Source organism: Aliidiomarina taiwanensis, from assembly GCF_003987015.1.
GTDB classification, from domain to species: domain Bacteria; phylum Pseudomonadota; class Gammaproteobacteria; order Enterobacterales; family Alteromonadaceae; genus Aliidiomarina; species Aliidiomarina taiwanensis.
This window is the reverse complement of record NZ_PIPQ01000001.1, coordinates 601,809-622,899: the sequence shown is the minus strand read 5'-3', so window position 1 is coordinate 622,899 and position 21,091 is coordinate 601,809. Positions and strand designations below refer to the sequence as shown.

Annotated in this window: 17 protein-coding genes; 2 read left to right on the top strand and 15 right to left on the bottom strand. The window is 47.6% G+C overall.

Annotated features, from left to right (window positions below):
* Positions 1-117: 117 nt before the first annotated feature.
* The gene (locus tag CWE15_RS02870) at positions 118-1,098 is read right to left on the bottom strand and encodes a glutathione S-transferase family protein (protein WP_126756527.1); all 981 of its coding nucleotides are present in this window, start codon (positions 1,096-1,098) and stop codon (positions 118-120) included.
* A 76-nt stretch (positions 1,099-1,174) separates the two neighbouring features.
* Entirely contained in the window at positions 1,175-1,630 is a 456-nt protein-coding gene (locus CWE15_RS02865) for a DoxX family protein (protein WP_126756526.1), read from the bottom strand.
* A 132-nt stretch (positions 1,631-1,762) separates the two neighbouring features.
* On the opposite strand from CWE15_RS02865, the gene CWE15_RS02860 reads away from it, so the two are divergent.
* Positions 1,763-2,677 (top strand): LysR family transcriptional regulator, encoded by a 915-nt coding sequence (locus tag CWE15_RS02860; protein WP_126756525.1) that lies wholly within the window; start codon positions 1,763-1,765, stop codon positions 2,675-2,677.
* A gap of 112 nt (positions 2,678-2,789) precedes the next feature.
* A complete protein-coding gene (cls, locus tag CWE15_RS02855) occupies positions 2,790-4,226 on the top strand; it encodes a cardiolipin synthase (RefSeq protein WP_157980701.1) in 1,437 nt (478 codons plus the stop codon).
* 28 nt (positions 4,227-4,254) lie between these two features.
* On the opposite strand, the gene CWE15_RS02850 is transcribed toward cls, so the two are convergent.
* The 13 genes from CWE15_RS02850 to CWE15_RS02790 all read right to left on the bottom strand — a co-directional run bounded on the left by CWE15_RS02850 (position 4,255) and on the right by CWE15_RS02790 (position 20,910).
* Complete coding sequence (locus CWE15_RS02850) at positions 4,255-4,794, bottom strand: cell division protein ZapC domain-containing protein (protein ID WP_126756523.1); 540 nt, start codon at positions 4,792-4,794, stop codon at positions 4,255-4,257.
* A gap of 45 nt (positions 4,795-4,839) precedes the next feature.
* Positions 4,840-5,856: a quinone-dependent dihydroorotate dehydrogenase gene (locus CWE15_RS02845; RefSeq protein WP_126756522.1), complete on the bottom strand. Its 1,017-nt coding sequence runs from the start codon at positions 5,854-5,856 to the stop codon at positions 4,840-4,842.
* Entirely contained in the window at positions 5,856-10,700 is a 4,845-nt protein-coding gene (locus tag CWE15_RS02840) for an NAD-glutamate dehydrogenase (protein WP_126756521.1), read from the bottom strand. The genes CWE15_RS02845 and CWE15_RS02840 overlap by 1 nt, the downstream gene beginning before the upstream one ends.
* A 193-nt stretch (positions 10,701-10,893) precedes the next feature.
* The gene (locus tag CWE15_RS02835; RefSeq protein ID WP_126756520.1) at positions 10,894-11,115 is read right to left on the bottom strand and encodes a DUF2835 family protein; all 222 of its coding nucleotides are present in this window, start codon (positions 11,113-11,115) and stop codon (positions 10,894-10,896) included.
* A 4-nt stretch (positions 11,116-11,119) separates the two neighbouring features.
* The gene (pepN, locus tag CWE15_RS02830; protein ID WP_126756519.1) at positions 11,120-13,732 is read right to left on the bottom strand and encodes an aminopeptidase N; all 2,613 of its coding nucleotides are present in this window, start codon (positions 13,730-13,732) and stop codon (positions 11,120-11,122) included.
* On the bottom strand, positions 13,729-15,201 hold the full coding sequence (gene nhaC / locus CWE15_RS02825) for a Na+/H+ antiporter NhaC (RefSeq protein ID WP_126756518.1): 1,473 nt from the start codon (positions 15,199-15,201) through the stop codon (positions 13,729-13,731). Before nhaC ends, pepN begins: the two co-directional genes overlap by 4 nt.
* Before the next feature lie 44 nt (positions 15,202-15,245).
* Positions 15,246-16,625 carry a sodium-dependent transporter gene (locus CWE15_RS02820; RefSeq protein WP_126756517.1) on the bottom strand — a complete coding sequence of 460 codons (1,380 nt, stop codon included), beginning with the start codon at positions 16,623-16,625 and terminating at the stop codon, positions 15,246-15,248.
* Positions 16,626-16,667: 42 nt separating this feature from the next.
* Positions 16,668-18,716 carry a carboxy terminal-processing peptidase gene (gene prc, locus CWE15_RS02815; RefSeq protein ID WP_126756516.1) on the bottom strand — a complete coding sequence of 683 codons (2,049 nt, stop codon included), beginning with the start codon at positions 18,714-18,716 and terminating at the stop codon, positions 16,668-16,670.
* A gap of 11 nt (positions 18,717-18,727) precedes the next feature.
* Positions 18,728-19,390, bottom strand: coding sequence for an RNA chaperone ProQ (gene proQ, locus CWE15_RS02810; protein WP_126756858.1), 663 nt, complete (start codon positions 19,388-19,390; stop codon positions 18,728-18,730).
* A 46-nt stretch (positions 19,391-19,436) separates the two neighbouring features.
* Positions 19,437-19,730 (bottom strand): hypothetical protein, encoded by a 294-nt coding sequence (locus tag CWE15_RS02805; RefSeq protein WP_126756515.1) that lies wholly within the window; start codon positions 19,728-19,730, stop codon positions 19,437-19,439.
* The gene (locus CWE15_RS02800; RefSeq protein ID WP_126756514.1) at positions 19,720-20,217 is read right to left on the bottom strand and encodes a GAF domain-containing protein; all 498 of its coding nucleotides are present in this window, start codon (positions 20,215-20,217) and stop codon (positions 19,720-19,722) included. Before CWE15_RS02800 ends, CWE15_RS02805 begins: the two co-directional genes overlap by 11 nt.
* A gap of 5 nt (positions 20,218-20,222) precedes the next feature.
* Complete coding sequence (locus CWE15_RS02795; protein ID WP_126756513.1) at positions 20,223-20,540, bottom strand: YeaC family protein; 318 nt, start codon at positions 20,538-20,540, stop codon at positions 20,223-20,225.
* 4 nt (positions 20,541-20,544) lie between these two features.
* Entirely contained in the window at positions 20,545-20,910 is a 366-nt protein-coding gene (locus CWE15_RS02790) for a zinc ribbon domain-containing protein (protein ID WP_126756512.1), read from the bottom strand.
* Positions 20,911-21,091 lie beyond the last annotated feature (181 nt).

The window sequence follows — 21,091 nt, the reverse complement described above, 5'->3', positions numbered from 1 at the left end:
ACGTTACCTTGTTACCACTAAGGTAACACTGATCTGCATCAAGTGTTAGTAAAAAAATGTGGGTAGGCTTTTATGCAAGAAGGCGTGCCCTAGCCTGTGCTAAGGCACGATTGTCGGTTAACTTAATTGTTCCCTCTGATGGGGCTGTTCAAAATCTAAGATGGGACCTGCCGGTACCACCCCTGTTGGATTTATCGTGCCGTGACTACGATAATAGTGCTCTTTAATGTGTTTCATATTCACGGTTTCCGCAACGCCTGGCCATTGATATAGCTCACGAATATAGCCCGTTAAATTCGGGTAGTCGGCTATTTGTTTTAAGTTACACTTAAAGTGGCCATGATACACAGGGTCGAAACGCACCAAGGTGGTAAATAAGCGCCAGTCCGCTTCAGTAACCTGGTTGCCAACGAGGTACCGCTGTGTGCTTAAACGCTGTTCTAGCTCATCAAGAGTGTCGAACAATGGGTGGACTGCGTCTTCGTAGGCATGTTGGGTAGTAGCAAAACCGGCTTTATACACACCGTTATTTACTTGATGGTAGACTTTTTCATTTATCTCATCGATTTCGGCGCGCAGCGCTTCCGGATAATAGTCGCCCTCAGTGGCTCCCACCTGGTCAAACGCACTGTTAAACATACGAATAATTTCTGCCGACTCGTTGCTGACTGGCTTATTCTGTTTTTTATCCCAAAGCACTGGCACTGTAACCCGGCCTGAATACTTAGGATCAGCTTGCGTATAAATTTGGTGCATAAAGTCTGCATTATATAAAGGGTCGGCGACCACGCCTTCGTCGTCTGCGAAAGTCCAGCCATGCTCGGCCATCAGTGGGTTTACCACCGACACAGTAATCATAGACTCCAGCCCTTTTAGCTTACGAAAAATAAGGGTGCGATGGGCCCAGGGGCATGCTAGCGACACATACAAGTGGTATCGGCCTGGCTCTGCTTTAAAGCCCGCTTCACCGGTTGGCCCTGCGCTACCGTCTGCGGTAACCCAGTTACGAAATTGTGACTCGCTACGGGCGAATTTACCGTCGTTTGCGTCTGTGTCGTACCATTGGTCGACCCATTGACCGTCAACTAAAAGTCCCATAATGACTCCATATATTGATGTATGAACCCCAGCAAGCCATGCATGCTGGGGTATGCGTGTATTTTGAACATGCAGTTTATGACTGACTTAATTTATTATTGATCAGGCTGTCGAGAGGAATCTTGCCTGCACCGTTAAACACAAGTGCCACAGACATACCAAGCAATGCCAAACCAAACTCATACCCATTGTTGCTCATAAACAAACCGTTTGGTAAGTGCACGGTAACAATTGCGACCACCATAGTTACAGCTAACACCAAAGCAGCTGGGCGGGTTAACAGACCTAAAATAAGGGCCAGGCCACCAAAGAATTCGGCACTGCCAGCAGCTAAAGCCATTAAAAAGCCCGGCTCTAAACCAATCGAGGCCATCCACTGCCCTGTGCCTTCAAGCCCGTAGCCACCAAAACTCCCAAACAGTTTCTGGGCACCGTGGGCGACAAAAATAATGCCCGCAATCATGCGCAGTACAAGACCTGCATAGTTTTGGTTCGTGCTCAGTACACATTGTAATTTTGTCATGTTTTTCATAAGTTGCTCCTGGTAAGTTGCATATAACTAATTTAAATATTCAATTGCCTTGTTCGATGAAGATACTATAGTAGCTATATGTACTAATTAATAACGGAACATTTTGACCAATAACATCAGGAATTTTGAACAATGGCTTCACCTATTACACTTGACTCCCTTTTAACCTTGGACGCCATTGCTCGGCGGAATAGCTTTGCTGCTGCGGCAGAAGAGCTACACCGCGTACCTTCCGCCGTGTCTTATACAGTGCAAAAGCTAGAAGAAGACTTGGGCGTCGCCTTATTCGATCGTAGCAGGCGTCGGGCCGAACTGACAGCAACGGGCCGCTTGGTATTAGAGCAAGGCCGGCACATACTGAAAGCCGCAGATGAGCTAACTGCTTTAGCCCGCCAAGCTGCCGAGGGTTGGGAGCCGGAGCTGCGCATTTGTATCGACAGTATTTTAACCAACGAGCACGTACTGCAACTGCTGGCTGACTTTCAGCAAATCCAGCCAAAAACTGAAATTCGTTTAAGCGAAGAAGTGTTAGGTGGTAGCTGGGACGCTCTAAACGACGACCGTTGCGATTTGGTGATCGGTGCCGAAGGAAAGCCGCCCGCTGCGGGTTTTCGTACCCATGCCCTGGGTGAAGTAGTTTTTGACTTTGCAGTGGCAGCCGGCCACCCGCTCACCCACGCACCACAACCCCTAACGCCCGACGTAATTCAAGGCTACCCTACCGTGGTGGTAGCAGACAGTTCACAGCGGCTACCACGACGCTCTTCTGGTCTCCTTGACGGTCGCAGCCGCATAACCGTGCCTACCATAGACTACAAAGTAGATGTTCAGATAAAAGGGCTTGGCGTTGGGTTTTTACCTCGCCACCGTATTCAGCAGGAATTAACTGAAGGCTGCTTAGTTGCCCTTGAGCTAGAAAGCCCGCGCCCCAACACCCCTATTTCAGTGGCTTGGCGTGCTGGTAAAGAAGGAAAGGCCTTGGCCTGGTTTATCGACCGTTTCAAGTCGAGCTTGTTCGACCCCAAGCATGGCTTGAAGCAACAATAACTTATAAAACGCTTGCATTCTAAATAATACATTAGCTTACAGCGTGCACATTGCCCCACGGCAGTTAGCTCGATATAGTAGTTTTAATTAACTTTAAACGATGGCGGTTACCTTGAATCTATCCACTATTGGTTTGATTATTTACTGGTTACTTTTAACAACTGTGTTCCTGCGGGTTGTTTTTAAACGCCGCTCTGTTAGCTCGTCGCTGGCTTGGATGCTGATTATTGTTTTCTTACCCATTTTAGGGGTGGTTTTGTACTTCCTGTTTGGTGAAGTGCAACTCGGAAAGCGCCGAGCTGAGCGGGCGCAAGCCTTGCGTGACCCCTTTATTCAAAACCTTTCCTCTCATTTATTAGAGCAAAAAGGCCAAAAGCCGACTTCTACCGCAGCTAAAGCGGTTTACAGCATTATGCAAGAGCATATGGGCCGTGGCTCTATTGGCTACAACGACTTACAGGTGTTCAGTGACCCCGATGAGATTTTTGATGCTTGGCTTGCTGACATTCGCTGTGCTCAGAAAAATATACGGGCGTGCTTTTATATTTGGCACGACCAGGGCCGCGTGGCCGAGGTGGCACAGGCATTAATAGAGGCCGCAGAGCGTGGCGTGAAAATAGAAATATTGGTGGACCATGCTGGCAGTTGGTCCTTCTTTATGTTTTCCAAGCAATTAGCAGAAATGCGGGCTGCCGGTATTGAGTTCGTTGCCGCATTGCCTGTTTCCCTTTGGCGAAATATTTTTCGCCGCATCGACTTGCGCATGCACCGTAAACTGCTCATTGTGGACAATAAGGTTGGCTACAGCGGTTCGATGAACATGGCCGATCCGCGGTTTTTTAATAGCAAACGCAAAGTAGGTCCTTGGATAGACATGATGATGCGCTTTGAAGGCGCTGCCGCCTTTGGTGTGTCTAAAGTATTTTCATGGGACTGGGAAGTTGAAACGGGCGAGCGCCGTTTCCCTGTAATGGAGCGAGAAATAGAGCTTCTTCCCACCACCCAGTGGATGACCATGGTCCCCTCTGGTCCAGATTTAGGCACTGATGTGATAACCCAGGTTATGCTGACCAGTATTTACCGAGCTGAAAAGTGCATTACTGTAGCAACGCCCTACTTCGTACCTTCTGAGTCCTTGCTATTGGCCTTGTGCCATGCGGCCGAACGAGGTGTGGAAGTGATTATTTTACTGCCCAAAAAGTGCGACTCCAAGCTAGCCGGCTGGGCAAGCAAGTCTTTTTATAGTGACATTTTGCGGGCTGGCGCGGAAATTCGTCACTTTAACAAAGGATTGCTGCACACCAAAGCCCTTGTGATAGACGAGCAAATAGCCATTGTTGGCAGTGTCAACTTAGACGTGCGAAGCTTTCAGCTAAACTTTGAACTTTCGTTTGCTCTTTATAATGAAAACAGCTGCGGAAAAATCATTCGTTTGCTGAACCAATACAGCAAAGACAGTGAACCTGTTACTTATGAAGCGTGGGAAAAAAGAGGCCGCTTAAGCCGCCTCTACGAACGTTTAACATTCTTTGTAAGCCCTTTGCTGTAACGAGCAGAAATAGCCACCTAAAAAGCTTTTAAGCGAGTTCCTGCCAATGGTTCGGCGTTTCTGCAACAGGGTGACAAGGGTGGCTAAAGAGTCGGTCGTTTAAAACCCGCACCACATCAAACCGCTTCATTACTTTGTTTGCCCCTATTTCGAAGGTATCGTCAAGAAGCATACACAGGCTACTACGATGATCTTGACTGACAATAATAAAGCTCTTCTCTTCAAAGCCAGACTTTAACCGGCAATAAAGATGATTGACAGGCCATTCTTCAAGGGTGTTTGTTTGGAAGTGCCAGCTTTGTGCCATTAAGGCTTTACCAAAGCGTGCAATTGCTGCTCCATGTAGAGCAACCAAAAAGAAGTCCGAGGGAGCAGTACCCTCTTGTGTTTCTTGGTATTCTAGCAGCGTACTATGCAAATTAGCATCGTCTAGTGTGAAGTCACACAAGGCTGGCATATCATTTCGGAAATGTTTCTTTTTAAAAACAAGCGGTTGCTCTATGCCATTGTCCATAATGGCACATAACGCTTCATTAGCTGTGTCATACCGCCACTGCCAGTTTTGCATCTAATTGAATTCCCTTACAATTTAGCCACAACTTAAGACTGTTAGTTATAATTTTGTTACGATATCACGAATTAAGCGGGGTCCGCTATATATAAAACCTGTATAAATTTGCACTAAATTTGCGCCTGCGTCCAGTTTTTCTTGTGCGCTTTTTGCACTATCTATCCCTCCCACCCCAATTATTGGGAAATCAGCATGGGTTGCAGCCCGTAACCAACGGATAACATCGCAGCTACGTTCATGAACGGGTGGGCCACTAAGTCCACCGGCTTCGTTACCGTGTTCAAGCTCTGCGACCGCATGACGCTCAAGGGTTGTATTCGTTGCAATCACACCGTCGATGCTATGTTCTAACAACAGTTCTGCTAAAGCTTCCACGGCTGGTTGGTCGAGGTCTGGTGCTATTTTTACTACCAAGGGCACATAACGTTTTGTGGCTTGGTGTTGGCGCTGCTGTTCTGCTTTTAACACTGAAAGTAAACGAGCTAATTGTTTTCCGTGTTGCATATCGCGCAAGCCAGGCGTATTCGGTGATGAAATATTGACTGTGACATAGCTTGCATAAGGATAAACACGCTCTAAGCACAGCCTAAAGTCTTCAGGCCCTTCTTCTTCTGGCGTGTCTTTATTTTTTCCTATGTTCACACCCAAAATACCTGAGTACTTGGTGTTTTTCAGGTTTTCGACCATGAGGTCTAAACCACCATTATTAAAGCCCATGCGATTAATAAGCGCACGGGCTTCTGGTAATCGGAACATGCGGGGCTTTGCATTACCAAGTTGTGGGCGCGGTGTGACCGTGCCCACTTCAATAAAGCCAAACCCCATTTGCGCAAATGCGTCAATACAGTTTGCGTTTTTGTCTAACCCGGCCGCTAACCCCACAGGGTTAGGAAAGGTCATGCCTAAACACTCCACAGGCTTACTTGGCACCGTTTGCTTTAGTAAAAAAGCCAACGGTGACCGCCCTAACCTGTGTAATTGTTTTAGTGTAAAGTCGTGTGACCATTCTGCGTCGCGGCTAAATAGCCAACGACGCATAGCAGGGTACAAAAACTGCATTACTGATCTTCTCCACAATGCTGTCCTAGCATCATCAATTCACTAAGCGCAACAGAGAATTTCGCAAACTCGTGGCTTTGTGTTGATTTGAAGTCTGCAAGCATTTGCTTCCAGCGGTTCAAGTGGGTGGCATTTTTCTCCATCCATAGTTCTAGCATAGCCACTGGGGAGTCTGCTTTGTCAGCAAATCTCAGGACTGTGCTGGTAAGTTCACGCTGCTGCCAGTCCAGCTCTTCACGGAAGGCAGCACGTGCAAGTGCTTGCCAGTGGTTTGCTGTAGGCTGTGCGTTCACTTCTTTTAAGAACCAGTGCAATTCTGTTTTTGCACCGAGACGGAAGTAAATTTGCGCAACAGTTGAAATTTCTTGCTTACTTGCCGCTGAAATTTCCGCAATATCCATGGCTGAGAAGGTGGTGCTTAACAAGCCAACTTGCTGGGCAAGGGCTGCTGGCACTCCAATTTCTTCTAAGCGTGCAATATCTGCTTTAATTTCTTTCGCTTCAACCTCGGTAATGTAGTCCAACGCATTTTCACGTAGGTCGTCAAACGCTGCTTTGTAGAAGTCGATATGCGCCTGAATACCTTTCAGTGCTGGGTTCTTATGACGTAAGAACCAACGGGAAGTACGGCGAACTAAGCGGCGAACCTGGAATAGAATTTGGTTCTGTGCATCTGCCGAAATAATGTTATCGAGCGCTTCAATTTCAGCTCTAATTTTATGAGCTTCAAAGAGTTCGCGAGAAATAACATAACTAGCCGCAATTTCAGCTGAAGTAGCGCCTGTTGCTTCTTTCTTACGAAGCAAGAAGTTTGGCCCCATGTCATTCACCATATTATTTGCCAATTTAGTGGCAATAATTTCGGTGCGCAGTGGGTGCCCTTCCATGTCGTCTGCAAACTTTTCACGCAGCGCAGCTGGGAAAGAGTTCACTAACTCTTTGGCATGGAACGGGTCGTTGGCAATTGCGTCAATGGCAAATTCGTCTTTCAACACCATTTTGCCATAAGCAGACAGTACGGCTAACTCTGGACGTGTAAAGCCTTTGCCGTTGGCAATGCGATCGGCCAGTTCGTCGTCGCTTGGTAAGAACTCGATGGCACGATCAAGGTGACCGTCGCGCTCTAACTGGTGAATAAAGCGTTGAATTTCTTTAATTTGGCTTACACCACGTAGGTAAGTTACCGACATGGACTGGGTTTGACGCTTCGCGTCTGTCAGCACAATTTCACGCACGTCTTCGGTCATGGCAAAGAGCATTTCGTCGCGCTGTTCACGCGTTAATTTGCCTTGGTTCACCAAGCCGTTCAGTAATATTTTAATGTTTACTTCGTTGTCCGAGCACGACACACCACCCACGTTATCAATAAAGTCGGTGTTAATGCGGCCGCCTTTATTCGCGTATTCAATACGGCCAAGCTGGGTCATACCCAGGTTACCGCCTTCGCCAATAATCACAGCACGAATGTCTTCGCCGTTGACACGCAGTGGGTCGTTAGCACGGTCGCCTACGTCAATGTCGGACTCTTTCGACGACTTCACGTATGTACCAATACCGCCGTTCCAAATGAGGTCGACTTCAGACATGAGCAATGCACGGATCAACTCGTTTGGCGTCATGCTGCTTTTGGTTGTGCCCACAAGCTCTTGAATTTGTGGTGTTAAGTTAATGGACTTGGCACTACGTTCGAAAATGCCACCCCCTTCACTGAGCAAGCTCTTGTCGAAGTCAGCCCACGATGAACGTGGCATTTTGAATAAGCGTAAACGCTCTTCATAGGTGGTTTCTGGGTTCGGGTTCGGGTCCACAAAAATGTGCATGTGGTTAAAGGCACCCACTAGCTTGGTGTGCTTCGACTGCAACATACCGTTTCCGAATACGTCACCGCCCATGTCACCAATACCCACACAGGTAAAGTCTGTTGTCTGACAGTCCACACCAATTTCACGGAAATGGCGCATAACCGACTGCCAAGCACCGCTTGCGGTAATACCCATTTTTTTATGGTCGTAACCAACTGAACCACCCGAAGCAAAGGCGTCGCCTAACCAGAAGTTGTATTCAGCAGCAATGCCGTTGGCAATGTCTGAGAAGGTTGCGGTTCCTTTGTCTGCAGCAACAACAATATAGGTGTCGTCTTCGTCGTAACGCACAACGTCTGGCGCATGTACCACTTCGCCTTCCACAATATTGTCAGCAATATCAAGCAGACCGCGGATGAAAATACGGTAGCAGTTTTTGCCCTCTTCAAAGAAAGCGTCACGCTCGGTTGGCAGTTTCTTCGCAACAAAGCCACCCTTCGCACCAACAGGTACAATCACGGTGTTTTTCACTTGCTGTGCTTTTACCAGGCCAAGCACTTCGGTACGGAAGTCTTCAGGGCGGTCTGACCAACGTAAACCACCACGAGACACCTTACCACCACGTAAGTGAATACCTTCAACACGCGGCGAGTACACAAATACTTCGTACTTCAACAGCGGTAATGGCATTTCTGGAATCTCTTCCGGTAAGAACTTGATAGACACATAGCTCTTCGGCTTGCCGCTTTCGTCTTTCTGGAAGAAGTTAGTACGTAAAGCCGCTTTAATTAAGTCGATGTAGCGACCAATAATACGGTCGTCGTCCAGGCTGGCTACATTGCTTAACTCGCCCTGAAGCGCTTCGTTAATAGCGGCCAGTTGCTCTTCAACGTTTTCCACACCCGGCTCAAACTTGGTGTAGAACATTTTAATAATAAGCTCTGCAATTTTCGGGTAGCGAGCAAAGGTGTTTTCTATGTAGCTTTGGCTAAAGGTCACGCCAATTTGACGCATGTATTTGGCTAACATACGTAAAATAACAACGTGGCGACCGGACATGCCTGCGCTTAAAACTAAACGGTTAAAGCCGTCATCTTCTAGTTCGCCGCTCCATACACGTGCAAAGGCTTCCTGGAAGTTTTCACGAATTTCGTCAAGGTCAAGAGGGCCGGCCGTGTGCACCATAAAGAAGTCGAGCACCCAGAACACATTACCTTCGTTGGTGGTAATTTCGTACGGGCTTTCGTTAATAATGCGCAGACCAAAGTTTTCAAGCATGGGTAGCACGTCAGACAAGTGAATAGGCTCGTCTTTATGGAAAAGCTTTAGTTTCACACGGTTTGAGTCGTTTTCCACTTCTTGGGCACGGTAAAACAACATACCAAGCTTGTGGTCGTCGTCGAGCGCTTCAAGCTGGTCGATGTCTGCAATCGCAACTGACGTTAAAATGTCTTCCTTATAAGAGCGCGGGAAACCGTCGGCATAGCGGCGCATGTAGGTTTGCGCTTTTGCTTCACCGTGGGCTGCTACAAGTAGGCTTTCCAGGTGGTCTTCCCACGTGCGAGAAGCTTCTTCTAAATCTTGTTCTATTTGACTCACATTAATGTCCTGTACGCTGTCTGATACACGAACCGTGTACAATGTTCTGGCAAAGTTCGACTCTGAGAAGTACGTATTAAACTCAACGTCTCCAATGGCTCCGAGTGAACGGGCTAATATATCTTGAGTTTTTTCACGTAACCCGGTGTTGTAGCGCTCTTTTGGCACATACACCATGGCCGTGATAAAGCGGCCAAATACGTCACGACGAATAAACAAACGGGTCACATCACGCTCTTGCGCTTGCAGTACACCCATGGCCGTACTGAGTAACTCTTCCGGGCTGGTTTGAATCAGCTCGTCGCGCGGGTAGGTTTGTAAAATATTTAAAATAGCTTTGCTGCCATGAGAGTTCGGGGCGTATTTTGACGCTTCCAATACCGCTTGAATTTTTTCCCGTACAAACGGAATGTCCATGGCACTGTCGTTATAAAAGCTTGACGAATACAAACCAATAAAACGGTCTTCGCCTATGACGTTTCCTTCTTTGTCGAAACGTTTAATACCTAAATAGTCGGTATAAGCTGGGCGGTGAACCCGCGACTTACTGTTGGTTTTTGTCACCAAAATAAGTTCGTCTTTGCTTAAAGCTGCATGGCGCGACTGCTTGGTCATGCTGGTAATTTTACGCGGAGTGTCAGACTCGGTGCTTTTCATAACACCTAAGCTAGAGCCTTTTTCTTGGCGCAACTCGTAGTCACCTTCTACAGGCGTTAGCGTATAACCACGGTAACCCATTAAGGTAAAGTTGTTGTCGGCCAACCATGACAGTAAACGCTTGGCTTGTGCCACGTCTTCGTCGCTACCTGGGTAGTTTCTGTCTTCAATGGTGTCCGCAATTTCTGCCAGCTTTTCACGCATAGGCTGCCAGTCGGTAACCGCGGCTTTAATTTCAGCCATAACCGAGGTAAGTTCAATTTTTAATGTTTCAATTTCGTCCGCCGAGGTAAGGCGGTCAATTTCAAGCAAGAAGACAGTGTCGGCTTGTGCATTTTTGTCGACTTTACCTGCTTCAACAATACTCACCACGTCCCCTGCTTCATTCCGGGTGTGGGTAAAAGGCGCTTGTAAGAATAAGTGCGGCTTAATACCAAAGCGGTTCAGTGCCATGCGCACCGAGTCCACCATAAATGGCATGTCCACTTGAATAATCTCTACAACGGTATAAGGCGATTCCCAGCCATGCTTGCTCGCTTCAGGGTTGTATACCCGAATTTGTGCTTCATTCCCGTTCGCATAGTTATTAAAGCTGTGCCACAGGGAAACTACAGAACCGTAAATATTACTATAATCGCGTCCGATTAGATCGTCTCGAGAAACGTTTTGGTAGAGGCGCTCGGTAAACTCGACCACAAGCGGAGCTGTGTCTGCTGGTAGTTTTTTCTTGATTACCTCAAAAACCTTCTCAAGGAGAACCGGAGACTGACCATTCAACGAAGTCATTAGGGATATATCCTTGTATGCATACACTCAGAGCAAATATATAAGTGCAAAAAGTAAATACGAATGTCCTTATATTCTCGACCTTAATGACACAAAAAGCAATGGTACCCAGTGTGGTGGGATGAGTTTATTTTGACCCTTGTAGTGTTTTTCCTAGCTGTTTTTTTATTCTAAAAAAACAACAACTTAAAAGTTACAATTTCTCTAACGAAATGAAGGCATGTTGGGCATTCGTGCGTAAACGAAAACGCCCTGAAATTCCATCGCGGGTAATGAAGGGTACTAAATGGCGCAGTGCCAACTGCACGCGTAAGCCGTTTTCGGCAGTGACAACAATGTGGTGTAGACCACTGCCGTAAAATAACTGTTCGGTTTCAAGTGCCGTAAGATGAATGGGCAAAATATATTCGTTCACTGGCTTACCGTAAACTTTGCTCTATTTTTTCAAACAAGTCGGGTGCTAAGTCTGGCATGTTACGCAGATCAGACAGCACTTGTTGCAATAAGCCTTGGCGCGCGTCGTTAAAACGTCGCCAGTTCAATAAGGGCGACAGTAATCGGGAAGCCACTTGCGGGTTTGCTGTGTTCAAGCGTTTAATGGCGCTAACTAAAAGTGCATAGCCTGCCCCGTCGGCTTGATGCAGCTGGGCAAAGTTGTGGCTAAAACTAGCCAGTAAAGCATACACCCGGTTGGGGTTACTCCAGTCGAAGGCGCTGTGCTCCGTTAGTTCGTGTACCTTCGCAATGCTCGAAGCATGTCGCACTGTGGCTTGCACCGCGAGCCATTTATCCATCACAAGGGGGTCGTGCTGCCAACGGTTGGCAAACTGGGCTAGCTGGACTTCGGCCAATCGGTGTTGGTTGTGAACCGCAGCTTGTAAGGCACCGAACACAAGGGTCATGCTTTGTTCTGCGGCAAACTGCCGCTGCAAACGTTCATGGACAGCTTCGCTGTCGGTCATAGCCGCCAAGTAACCCAAGCAAGTATTACATAACATACGGGCTGCAATGGCTTCCTTACTAAAAGCTGCCTGTTTGTCTGTCGCTTGAGGCCAATGCATGTCCCAAGCCTGTAGCAATTCCGTATACAAGCCTCGGGCTAACGCTTCATGCAGCTCGGTGATAGCCCGGTGAATTGCTGACACAGGGACATACTTAAATTCAGCTGCCACACCCTCTTCTGATGGTATTTGCAATAGCAATGCGACTAATGCTGGGTCGCTATTGCCATCGGTTAAGCTGGCTTTTAAGCCGTCGATCAGGGCGTTAGGCAGTGTCAGTGCGCCACCCTGCGCAATGGCTTCATGAACAGCCTGGCTATACAGCTGCTGCACCGCGTCCCAACGCAAAAAAGCGTCTTGGGCAAACCGCGTAATGGTGATTAATTCGTCCAAACTACGCGTGTCGTTGCATTTAACAGGCGCTGAGAAGTTCGCAAGAGGTGCAAATACAGGCGCTTCCTTCAACCCAGTAAAAGTGAAAGTTTGTTCGGGCTCGGTCAACTCCAGCACGCTGTTTACAGGCAGCTCTGGTGGGTGCAATGGCTCGCCCTGCTGGGATAGAAGCTCCACTTGAATGGGTATATGAAAAGGAGCATTAGCAGGTTTATCGCTAGCTTGGCTAATAGTTACAGTAAGCTTTCGTTGCCGTCGGCTGTAGTCTGTTTGCACACTAATTTCAGGCGTGCCAGCTTGTGAATACCAACGTTTAAACTGATTGAGGTTGCGACCACTGGCCTGCTCCATAGCCTGCAAAAAGTCATTGCAGGTAGCTGCTTTGCCATCGTTATCGGCTATATAGCGGCGCATACCCGCTTGGAAGGTTTGCTCCCCAAGCAAGGTGTGCAGCATACGCACTACTTCGGCACCTTTGTTATAAATAGTCACCGTGTAAAAGTTATTCATTTCGACCACTATGTCGGGTCGAATGGCGTGGGCCATGGGGCCTGCGTCTTCTTCAAACTGGTGGGTACGCATAATGCGCACGTCTTGAATACGGTTCACCGCGCGCATGCCTTGGTCAGCACTAAACTCCTGTTCGCGGAATACCGTTAAGCCTTCCTTTAAGCTAAGCTGAAACCAGTCTCGGCAGGTTATGCGGTTACCTGTCCAGTTATGGAAATACTCGTGGCCTATCACCGCTTCAACGTTAATAAAGTCTTGGTCTGTGGCTGATGCTTCATCGGCAAGCACAAATTTTGAATTAAATACATTCAGCCCTTTGTTTTCCATGGCCCCCATGTTGAAAAAGTCCACGGCAACAACCATGTAAATATCGAGGTCATAACTTAAACCAAAACGTTGTTCGTCCCAGCGCATGGAGTTTTTAAGTGCCTCCATGGCAAAATACGCCTTGTTTAAATTTCCTTTGTCCACAAAGAACTGAAGTAAAACCTGACGGCCTTCCGCGGTTGTATAGGTGTCTTCCAGTAAGTCGAAGTCACCCGCTACCACGGCAAATAAATACGAAGGCTTTGGGTATGGGTCGTGCCAACGTACCCAGCTGAGCCCTTCTGCTGTGGTGCCCGTGTCTACTTTGTTGCCGTTACTGAGTAAGTGGGGGTATTCTTCTTTGTTGGCAACGTACAAGGTGGTGGTGTACACACTGAGTACGTCTGGCCTGTCTAAAAAGTAAGTAATGCGGCGAAATCCTTCTGCTTCACACTGACTGCAAAACACACCTGCCGACTTATATAAACCTTCAAGTGCCGTGTTAGCACTTGGGTTAATGGTGTTTTCTATGGTGAGGCTAAACTGTGCGGGCACATTGTAAATGGTTAAGCTTTTGCGGCCTACTTTATAGTCTTGTTCAGCCACCAGCAGACGGTCGTCTAATGTCACCTGCACAAGTTGAAGTTGTTCGCCGTCAAGCACTAGGTCAGGTTCGTCGTCACGCTTTTGTACCTGCATGGTATTGACCACGCGGGTGCAGGTGTCGTCCAAATAAAAGTGAAGGTCGACCGTGTCGATACTAAAAGAAGGCGCCTTATAGTCTTTTCTATAACGCGCCGTAGGAGCTGTTGTTACAGTCATGCTTCTTGCACACGATTGGTTTGTGAGTCGTTGGTCCGTAAAATTTTAAAGTTGGTGTAACCGTAAGCGATGGCTAACACAGGGACTAGCCACAGGAAAATAGCATAAGGTGCATAAGCCAATGGGTAGACACCTAATACCGAGAACATAAAGGCACCACAGGTATTCCACGGAATTAGTGCTGAAGTAACGGTACCGCTTGACTCAAGGGAGCGTGAAAGCACTCGCGCGTCAAGGTTTTCTTGTTGGTATGCTTCACGGAACATGCGGCCAGGTAGAACAATCGCCATGTATTGGTCTGCGGTTAAAACGTTGGTGCCAAAGCCCGTTGCTATGGTGGCGAAAATAAGTGAGCCCGTAGACTTCACCAGCTTCAGCACGCCGCCTATTATTTTTTGCAGCAGGCCCGTGGTTTCCATCACCGCACCAAAGGTCATCGCAGAAATAATCAGCCATACTGTGTTGGTCATACCGCTCATACCACCACCGCTGACTAGGCTTTGTAAGTCTTCGTTATTGGAGTGAATATCGACGCCGTCGGCCAATGCCCGCCAAACAATTTCTAGTGCGCCAACAACCCCGTTGGCACGGCTAGGGTCTGCCAATTCAGCAATTAGGTCTTGTTGGAAAATAAGAGCCCACACACCACCCAGCACGGCCCCTGCCAAAATGGAAGGTAAGGCTGGCTGTTTGAAAATAGCCAGTGCAAGTAACGCTAATAAAGGCAACAGCACAATGGGACTAATATAGAAAATGCCTTTCAAGTCCGCTTGCATTTGCACCAGCTTGCTGAGGTCTGCAGAGCCTGTGTTACTAAAACCCATAATGGTAAACACCAGCATGGTAATACCGAAGGCTGGAAAAGCAGTCCAGCTCATATAGCGAATGTGGCCGAACAACTCACTACCACTGACAGCGGCGGCCAAGTTCGTAGTTTCCGAAAGTGGTGACATTTTGTCACCAAAATAAGCTCCTGAAACGACGGCACCTGCGGTTATTTCTACGCTTAAACCAAGCCCGGTGGCAACGCCTATAAGGGCCACACCTATGGTGGCTGCTGTCGTCCAAGAGCTTCCGATGGACATAGCAACTACAGCACAAATTAAGCAGCTTGCTGCGTAAAACCAGGAGGGGCTAAGTAATTCTAGCCCGTAATAGATCATCGTAGGCACAATACCGGAAAGAAGCCAGGTACCTATTAAAGAGCCCACCATAAGGATGATGAGCACTGCGCCTAAGGCAACGGAAATGCCCGAGACAATACCCTCTTCTATTTTATTCCAGGTATGGCCATTTCGAAACGCCACCACACACGCAATGGCCGCTGCAAGTAATAAAGCGATTTGGTTCGGACCATAGGAGGAGTCTTCGCCAAATAAATACACGGAGCTGGCCAGCATGGCCACAAGAGCTACAAGCGGAATTAAGGCCTGCAGATACGATGGAGATTTAATGTCTTGGTTTGTCATTGTTTAATTCCACTTCTAATGTTCTATGTGGCAATGGCCTCAATTTAAATGAGGCCTAGCAACTGAAGAAAAATAATGATGATGGCCACAGGCGCCAAATAACGCACACACACCTGCCAAATAAAGTAAGCAAGTGGGCTGGTGTTTAGTTCGTCTTGTGTGTAGTGCTTTTTCATAATCCAACCGGTAAATAGCGCAGCGAGCAAGCCACCAATTGGCAGTAGTATATTGGAAGCTATGTGGTCGATGGCCGAGAAAATAGTTGGTAGCTCTTTACCAAAAATAACCCAGTCGATTTGCGCCCAAGCGGCACCCGACATGGAAAACACAGTACCCAAACTGACTGTCCAAAGCAGTGCACCGGACACAATGGCCGCTGTCCAGCGGCTAGTTTTAAATTTCTCTTCAATAAAGGCTACCGTGGCTTCTATCATGGAAATAGCCGAGGTAAAAGCAGCTAGAACCAGCATTAAAAAGAACACAGTAGCAACTAAGCTTGGAGCTGGCATGGCCGAAAAGGCTATGGGCAAAGTTTGGAAAATAAGTCCAGGCCCCTCGCCAGGCTGTAAACCAAAGCCAAACACAATGGGGAAAATGGCTAAACCGGCTATCACCGCCACTATGGTGTCGGCAATGGCTATCCAAATAGACGTACGGACAATAGATGTTTCACGGGGTACGTACGCACCGTAAATAATCATCACGCCGGAAGCTAAGCTTAAAGTAAAAAAGGAGTGCCCTAGGGCAATCAAAATACCTTGGCTGCTTAAGTTGGCAAAGTCGGGTTTAAAAATAAACTGCGCCGCTGTGCCAAAGTCCCCTATTTTTGCTGCATAAACTGCAATTAAAATAAGCAACAATAAAAGCATGGGCATTAAAAAAGTGACCGCACGCTCCAAACCGCTTTTAAAGCCCTTGCCCACCACAAACACGGTGCCCGCTATCATGATGGTAGTGAAAAGAACCAGTTCATTAGCGTTACTGACCATGCTACCAAACACATTGCCAATTTCCGCTTCTGATATACCGGTAAAAAAAGTGCCTTGCGCCGCTTTCACCATGTAGGAAAGCGCCCAGCCAGCAATAACGGCATAAAAAGAAAGAATCATAAAGCCGGCAAACATACCCAGCCAACCTGTGACTTGCCAAGCTGAGTTTACCTTCGACTCTTTAGCCAATTTACGCACTGCATAACCAGGGGATGCTCGTCCACGGCGACCTATAAGCACCTCGGCCATAAGCACAGGCACACCAATTAAAAAGATAAAAATCAAATAAACAAGAACAAAAGCACCGCCCCCATTTTCACCCATAATGTATGGGAACTTCCAAATATTTCCGAGCCCGACGGCTGCGGCTGTTGCGGCAAGTACAAAAGAAAAGTTACTTGACCAACGGTTATGAGTCGGTGATTTTGTTGTCATATTATTTCTTATTATAGTTTTGATTAAGCAAATGGCTGCACTCTACAGGGTAGAGTGCGCCAGGGCGTTGTTGTTTATCATGCTTAGGTAGTCACGGGTTATCAAGAGGGTTTCGTCTAAATACGGGTCGGCATTTTGATATTCTTCCGGCACGTCGTCCCAGCTTTCTACAGGCTCTAAGCCTGCCCGCTGCATACGTTCATTGGCACGCTGTAAACGGCGAGCTTTATTCGCTTCACTTTCAGCTTCGCGTTCGCTTCGAACCAAGCTTACGTAGTCACGCTCTTGCAGCGCTTGGTAACGAGCAATATCTTCATACACATAGGCAAACTCTGGGTCCTTTGCAATACGCGCTTTGTGCTCTTGGGTCAGGGTTTCTAACAGCTCTGTAGACACCTTACCAAGCAAACGGTATTTCAGCGGATCTATTTGGTCCCAGGGCAAGGCATTTTCTGCTTTGCTTTCACCAAAGTCGTCAGGGTTTATGGCTGTGGGCAACGAAATGTCCGGTACCACCCCTTTATGCTGCGTGCTGCCCCCATTAATACGGTAAAACTTGGCAATGGTGTACTGCACGCTGCCCATGGGCGACGAATAGAAGTCAAAACGACGTTGTAGTCCTCTGTGTTGCTGTACAGTTCCCTTACCAAAGGTATGTTCACCAACAATAAGTGCACGCCCATAGTCTTGCATGGCGGCTGCAAATATTTCAGAGGCAGAGGCACTAAAGCGGTCCACCAAAACCACTAAAGGCTTGTCATACACCAAGTTCGGGTCTCTGTCTTCGCTAACGCTGACACGGCCACTGCTGTCGCGTACTTGCACAACGGGCCCTTCAGGAATAAATAAACCGCTGAGATTAATGGCTTCTTCTAACGAACCACCCCCGTTACCGCGTAAATCAATAACCAACGCTTCAGCGTTATCAAGCTGTTGCAGTAACTCACGCACATCGCCGCTTAAATTATTGTAGAAGTTAGGTATTTCAATAACGCCCAGGGTTATATCGTCTAACTGTTTTAGCTCTAATTTGGCTTCACGGTCTTCTAGGCGAATTTTCTCGCGGGTTATTTCAACAACTTTAGGCGTACCCGCCGTGCCTTGGCTTTCAGGCAATACCTGCAAACGCACCACACTGCCCTTCGGCCCCGTAATTAACTCGACCACGTCGTCTAAACGCCAGCCGATTATGTCGACAAACTCTTGGTCACCTTGGGCTACAGCAATAATGCGGTCGTTCGGTGCTAGCTTGCCAGACTTAGCCGCAGGGCCACCTGGCACCAGGCTGCTGATCACTGTGTAGTCATACTCCGCTTGTAATACTGCGCCTATCCCTTCAAGGGACAGGTTCATATTCTGGCGGAAACGCTCGGCATTTCGAGGTGACAAGTAGCTGGTATGGGCGTCGACACTGCGACCAAAGGCATTCATAAGCGACTGGAAGGCGTCTTCACTTTGAGACTGGGTTAAACGCTGAATGGCTGTTTGGTAACGGCGCTCCAGGTTTTCTTTTATCTCTTCTTCATTGCGACCGGCCAAAGCCAGGTTCAGGGCGTCATTTCGCACCCGTTGCTCCCAAATGCTGTTGAGCTCTTCCACAGAGCTTGCCCAGTCACTTTCTGATCGGTCGTAATAAAAACGTTCGCCTTCTTGTTCGAAGGTAAATTCGGTGTCTAACAAGGTCAGCGCATACTGATAGCGTTCATAGCGGCGTTGTAAATGCAATTGATACATGTGGAATGGCACAGCAAGCTCGCCGCTTTCAAAAAGTTTATGAAAGCTGTCACGGTGTTTGCTGAAATTGTCTATATCCGCCTGTAACAAAAACATCCGGTTATAGTCGAGTTGCTCGATATAGCGGTCAAACACCTGCTGACCTAGCTCTGCATTTAAGTCTGCTCGGCTGTAGTGATAGCGCGTGAAATAAGCAGCAATCCGCTTGGTCGCTGTCATTTGCTGCGACTCAGCACTCAGCTCAGGTATGTCATTTAATGTATGTAGCGGCTCGATAGCATGGCTACTTACAACATACCCACTGGATAAAATTAGCAGTAAAAATGCAGTGGCTAGCTTAGACCCGAATTTAAACATTAATGCTCCTGTTACACCTGATGCAGTTCAGCAATCGACACTTTAATGGTCATGCCTGTATCAAGCTGCACTTGTGCCTCTGATTTGTCAATGGTTGTGACTGTCGCTTCCATTGGGTTATTACCTAGTTTTAAGGCAACCCGTTGGCCCACTGTTAGTGCTGTAGCGTCCACGGTTTCTTTTAATGCGACCTCGGCTTTCGGCTTTGGTTCAGCCTTTTTCGTGCGCACGGGTTTTGTTCCTTTGCGCACTGCACGCTTAGGTGTGCGGCGAGGCTGCTTCGCTTCTGCTTCTTTCTTGTTGGCTTCACGCTGAGCTTTTTTTGCTTCCTGCACTTTGGCTTGTGAGGCAGCCAATGTTTCCTGTGCATGAGCTTCATGTTCAGCTTCAATCACCCCTGCTTCCGCACCGTCTAGGTCAACGCGCACAGCACCGGCCTTGACCGAACGAAGATACCGCCAAGAGTTAGTGTATTGACGAAGCGCTGTGCGTAAGCGGGTCTTACTCACTTTTTCGTCGTTTTCAAGACGCTTTGCTAAGTCTTCAAAAATGCCTATTTTCAGCGGTAGTGCGTCGCCAGAAGTGGTAAAACACGCTGGGAATAATTCCGCAAGATACGCAATAACGGCCTTACTATTCGGTAGACGCTTTGTTTCTTCTGCAGCAGGTGCCACTTCAGAGGTTGTTTCTGTTGCTTGTGTTTCTGGGTTTACTTGTTGGTTATTCGTCACCGTCTTGCTCCTGCTCTATGCGACGTATCAATTGGCGGACGTAGTCGTCCAACTCATCGGTTTCGGCTTCCAGGAGCGCAGGCTCTTGTAACCATTTTTGTGAAATTTCTTCTATAAATTGCTCGGCACGGTCTAGGTTCCAGAACGTGCTTTGCGCCATTTCATCAACAGCACTAAAAAACATAGCGTTTAGTTGATCTGCGGCATATTCTGCCTCTTCTTCGAAGGCTTCCATATCAGAAGCCGTTACCAAGTAGGGGCGTACATCAAATTCAAATGTCATTGTGGGTCCAGCTTAAACTTTCCAATAAAGGTAATAATAGTTCAAAACCGGCCTGATCTTCAGCACTAAAGCGCTCTGTTACTGGACTGTCAATATCAAGCACAGCAACCACCTTTCCTTGGTGCTTAATCGGTAACACTAATTCGGACTGGCTTGCAGAGTCACAGGCAATATGCCCTTCAAACGAATTCACGTCAGCTACCCGCTGCACTTCGCCCGTGGCCACAGCTGTACCACAGACCCCTTTACCCACAGGTATACGAACACAAGCGACCTTTCCTTGAAACGGGCCGAGCACTAACTCGCCTTGCTTCATAATGTAAAAGCCCAGCCAGTTCAGGTTTTCTATGTGTTCATAAAGTACAGCACTAATATTGGCAAGGTTTGCGATAAGGTCTGGCTCGCCTGCAGTAAGCGCAGTCAGTTGGTCGGCCAAGGACTGATATTGTTCAAGGGTACCCGTAGAGGATGTTTTAACTTCAAACACGTGGGTTACTGCTCCTGGTCTTCATGGTTGGATTTATTCAATTGAAAGCGGGCAATATCGTTCTTCGAAGAAGTCGCTTTCGCTCGCAGTTCATCTCGCATATCGCGCTTGGATTTCATGACAAGTTCACCCTGGTTGTTCACCGAGAAGTGATCTGTTTGGTTTAAACGTTTTGCTTGGTACACCATAACAAGCTGCATGGCATTTTCTTTTTGCTCGTCGGTTAAAGGCTGTCCGTCAGGCCAGCGCCCTGTTTCCACAGCCGAGAGCATACGTTCATAAATTTCTGGGGTCATGGCCCGCAGTACATCGTCGTATTGCATAAACTTATGCTTTTCTCTTCAAATTAAAAATACGGCTACGGGTAATAACATACCAGCCAAGGCCTACACCCATCAGCATAAACCCAATGTACTTTAAAAGCACCGGGGTCATAAAGGTTTTTTCAAACACGCTGGCCATAAAGCTTTCATCGGACCATTCATAAAAAGCAACGGCAATGCCCACCACAAACAACAGCATAGACTTCATTTGGCTGCCAATGAGCTTGTTGAGCCGTTTGCTTTTTAATGCTTGTGCACTGTGCGCCATGCTTGCTGCATCTTGGCCGCTGATTAAAAAGCCGCAATGCTCGCAGGCCGCTGCTTTGTCTGACACCCGCTTGTTACAGCTTGGGCAACTAATAATCGCCATGTATCGTCCTGTTCAGAGTCTACTTTACAAGTTAATAGGCCGATAATACCAGTACACTGGGCATTGTTCACCCCTTCTTAGCATGTCAATGCGCTACTTACCGCACAAATTAGTGCGTCCATGTCAATTAACGCTAAGAGCCTACGATTGAGAGCATGAATTCTAGCGGTTTCATGTGACT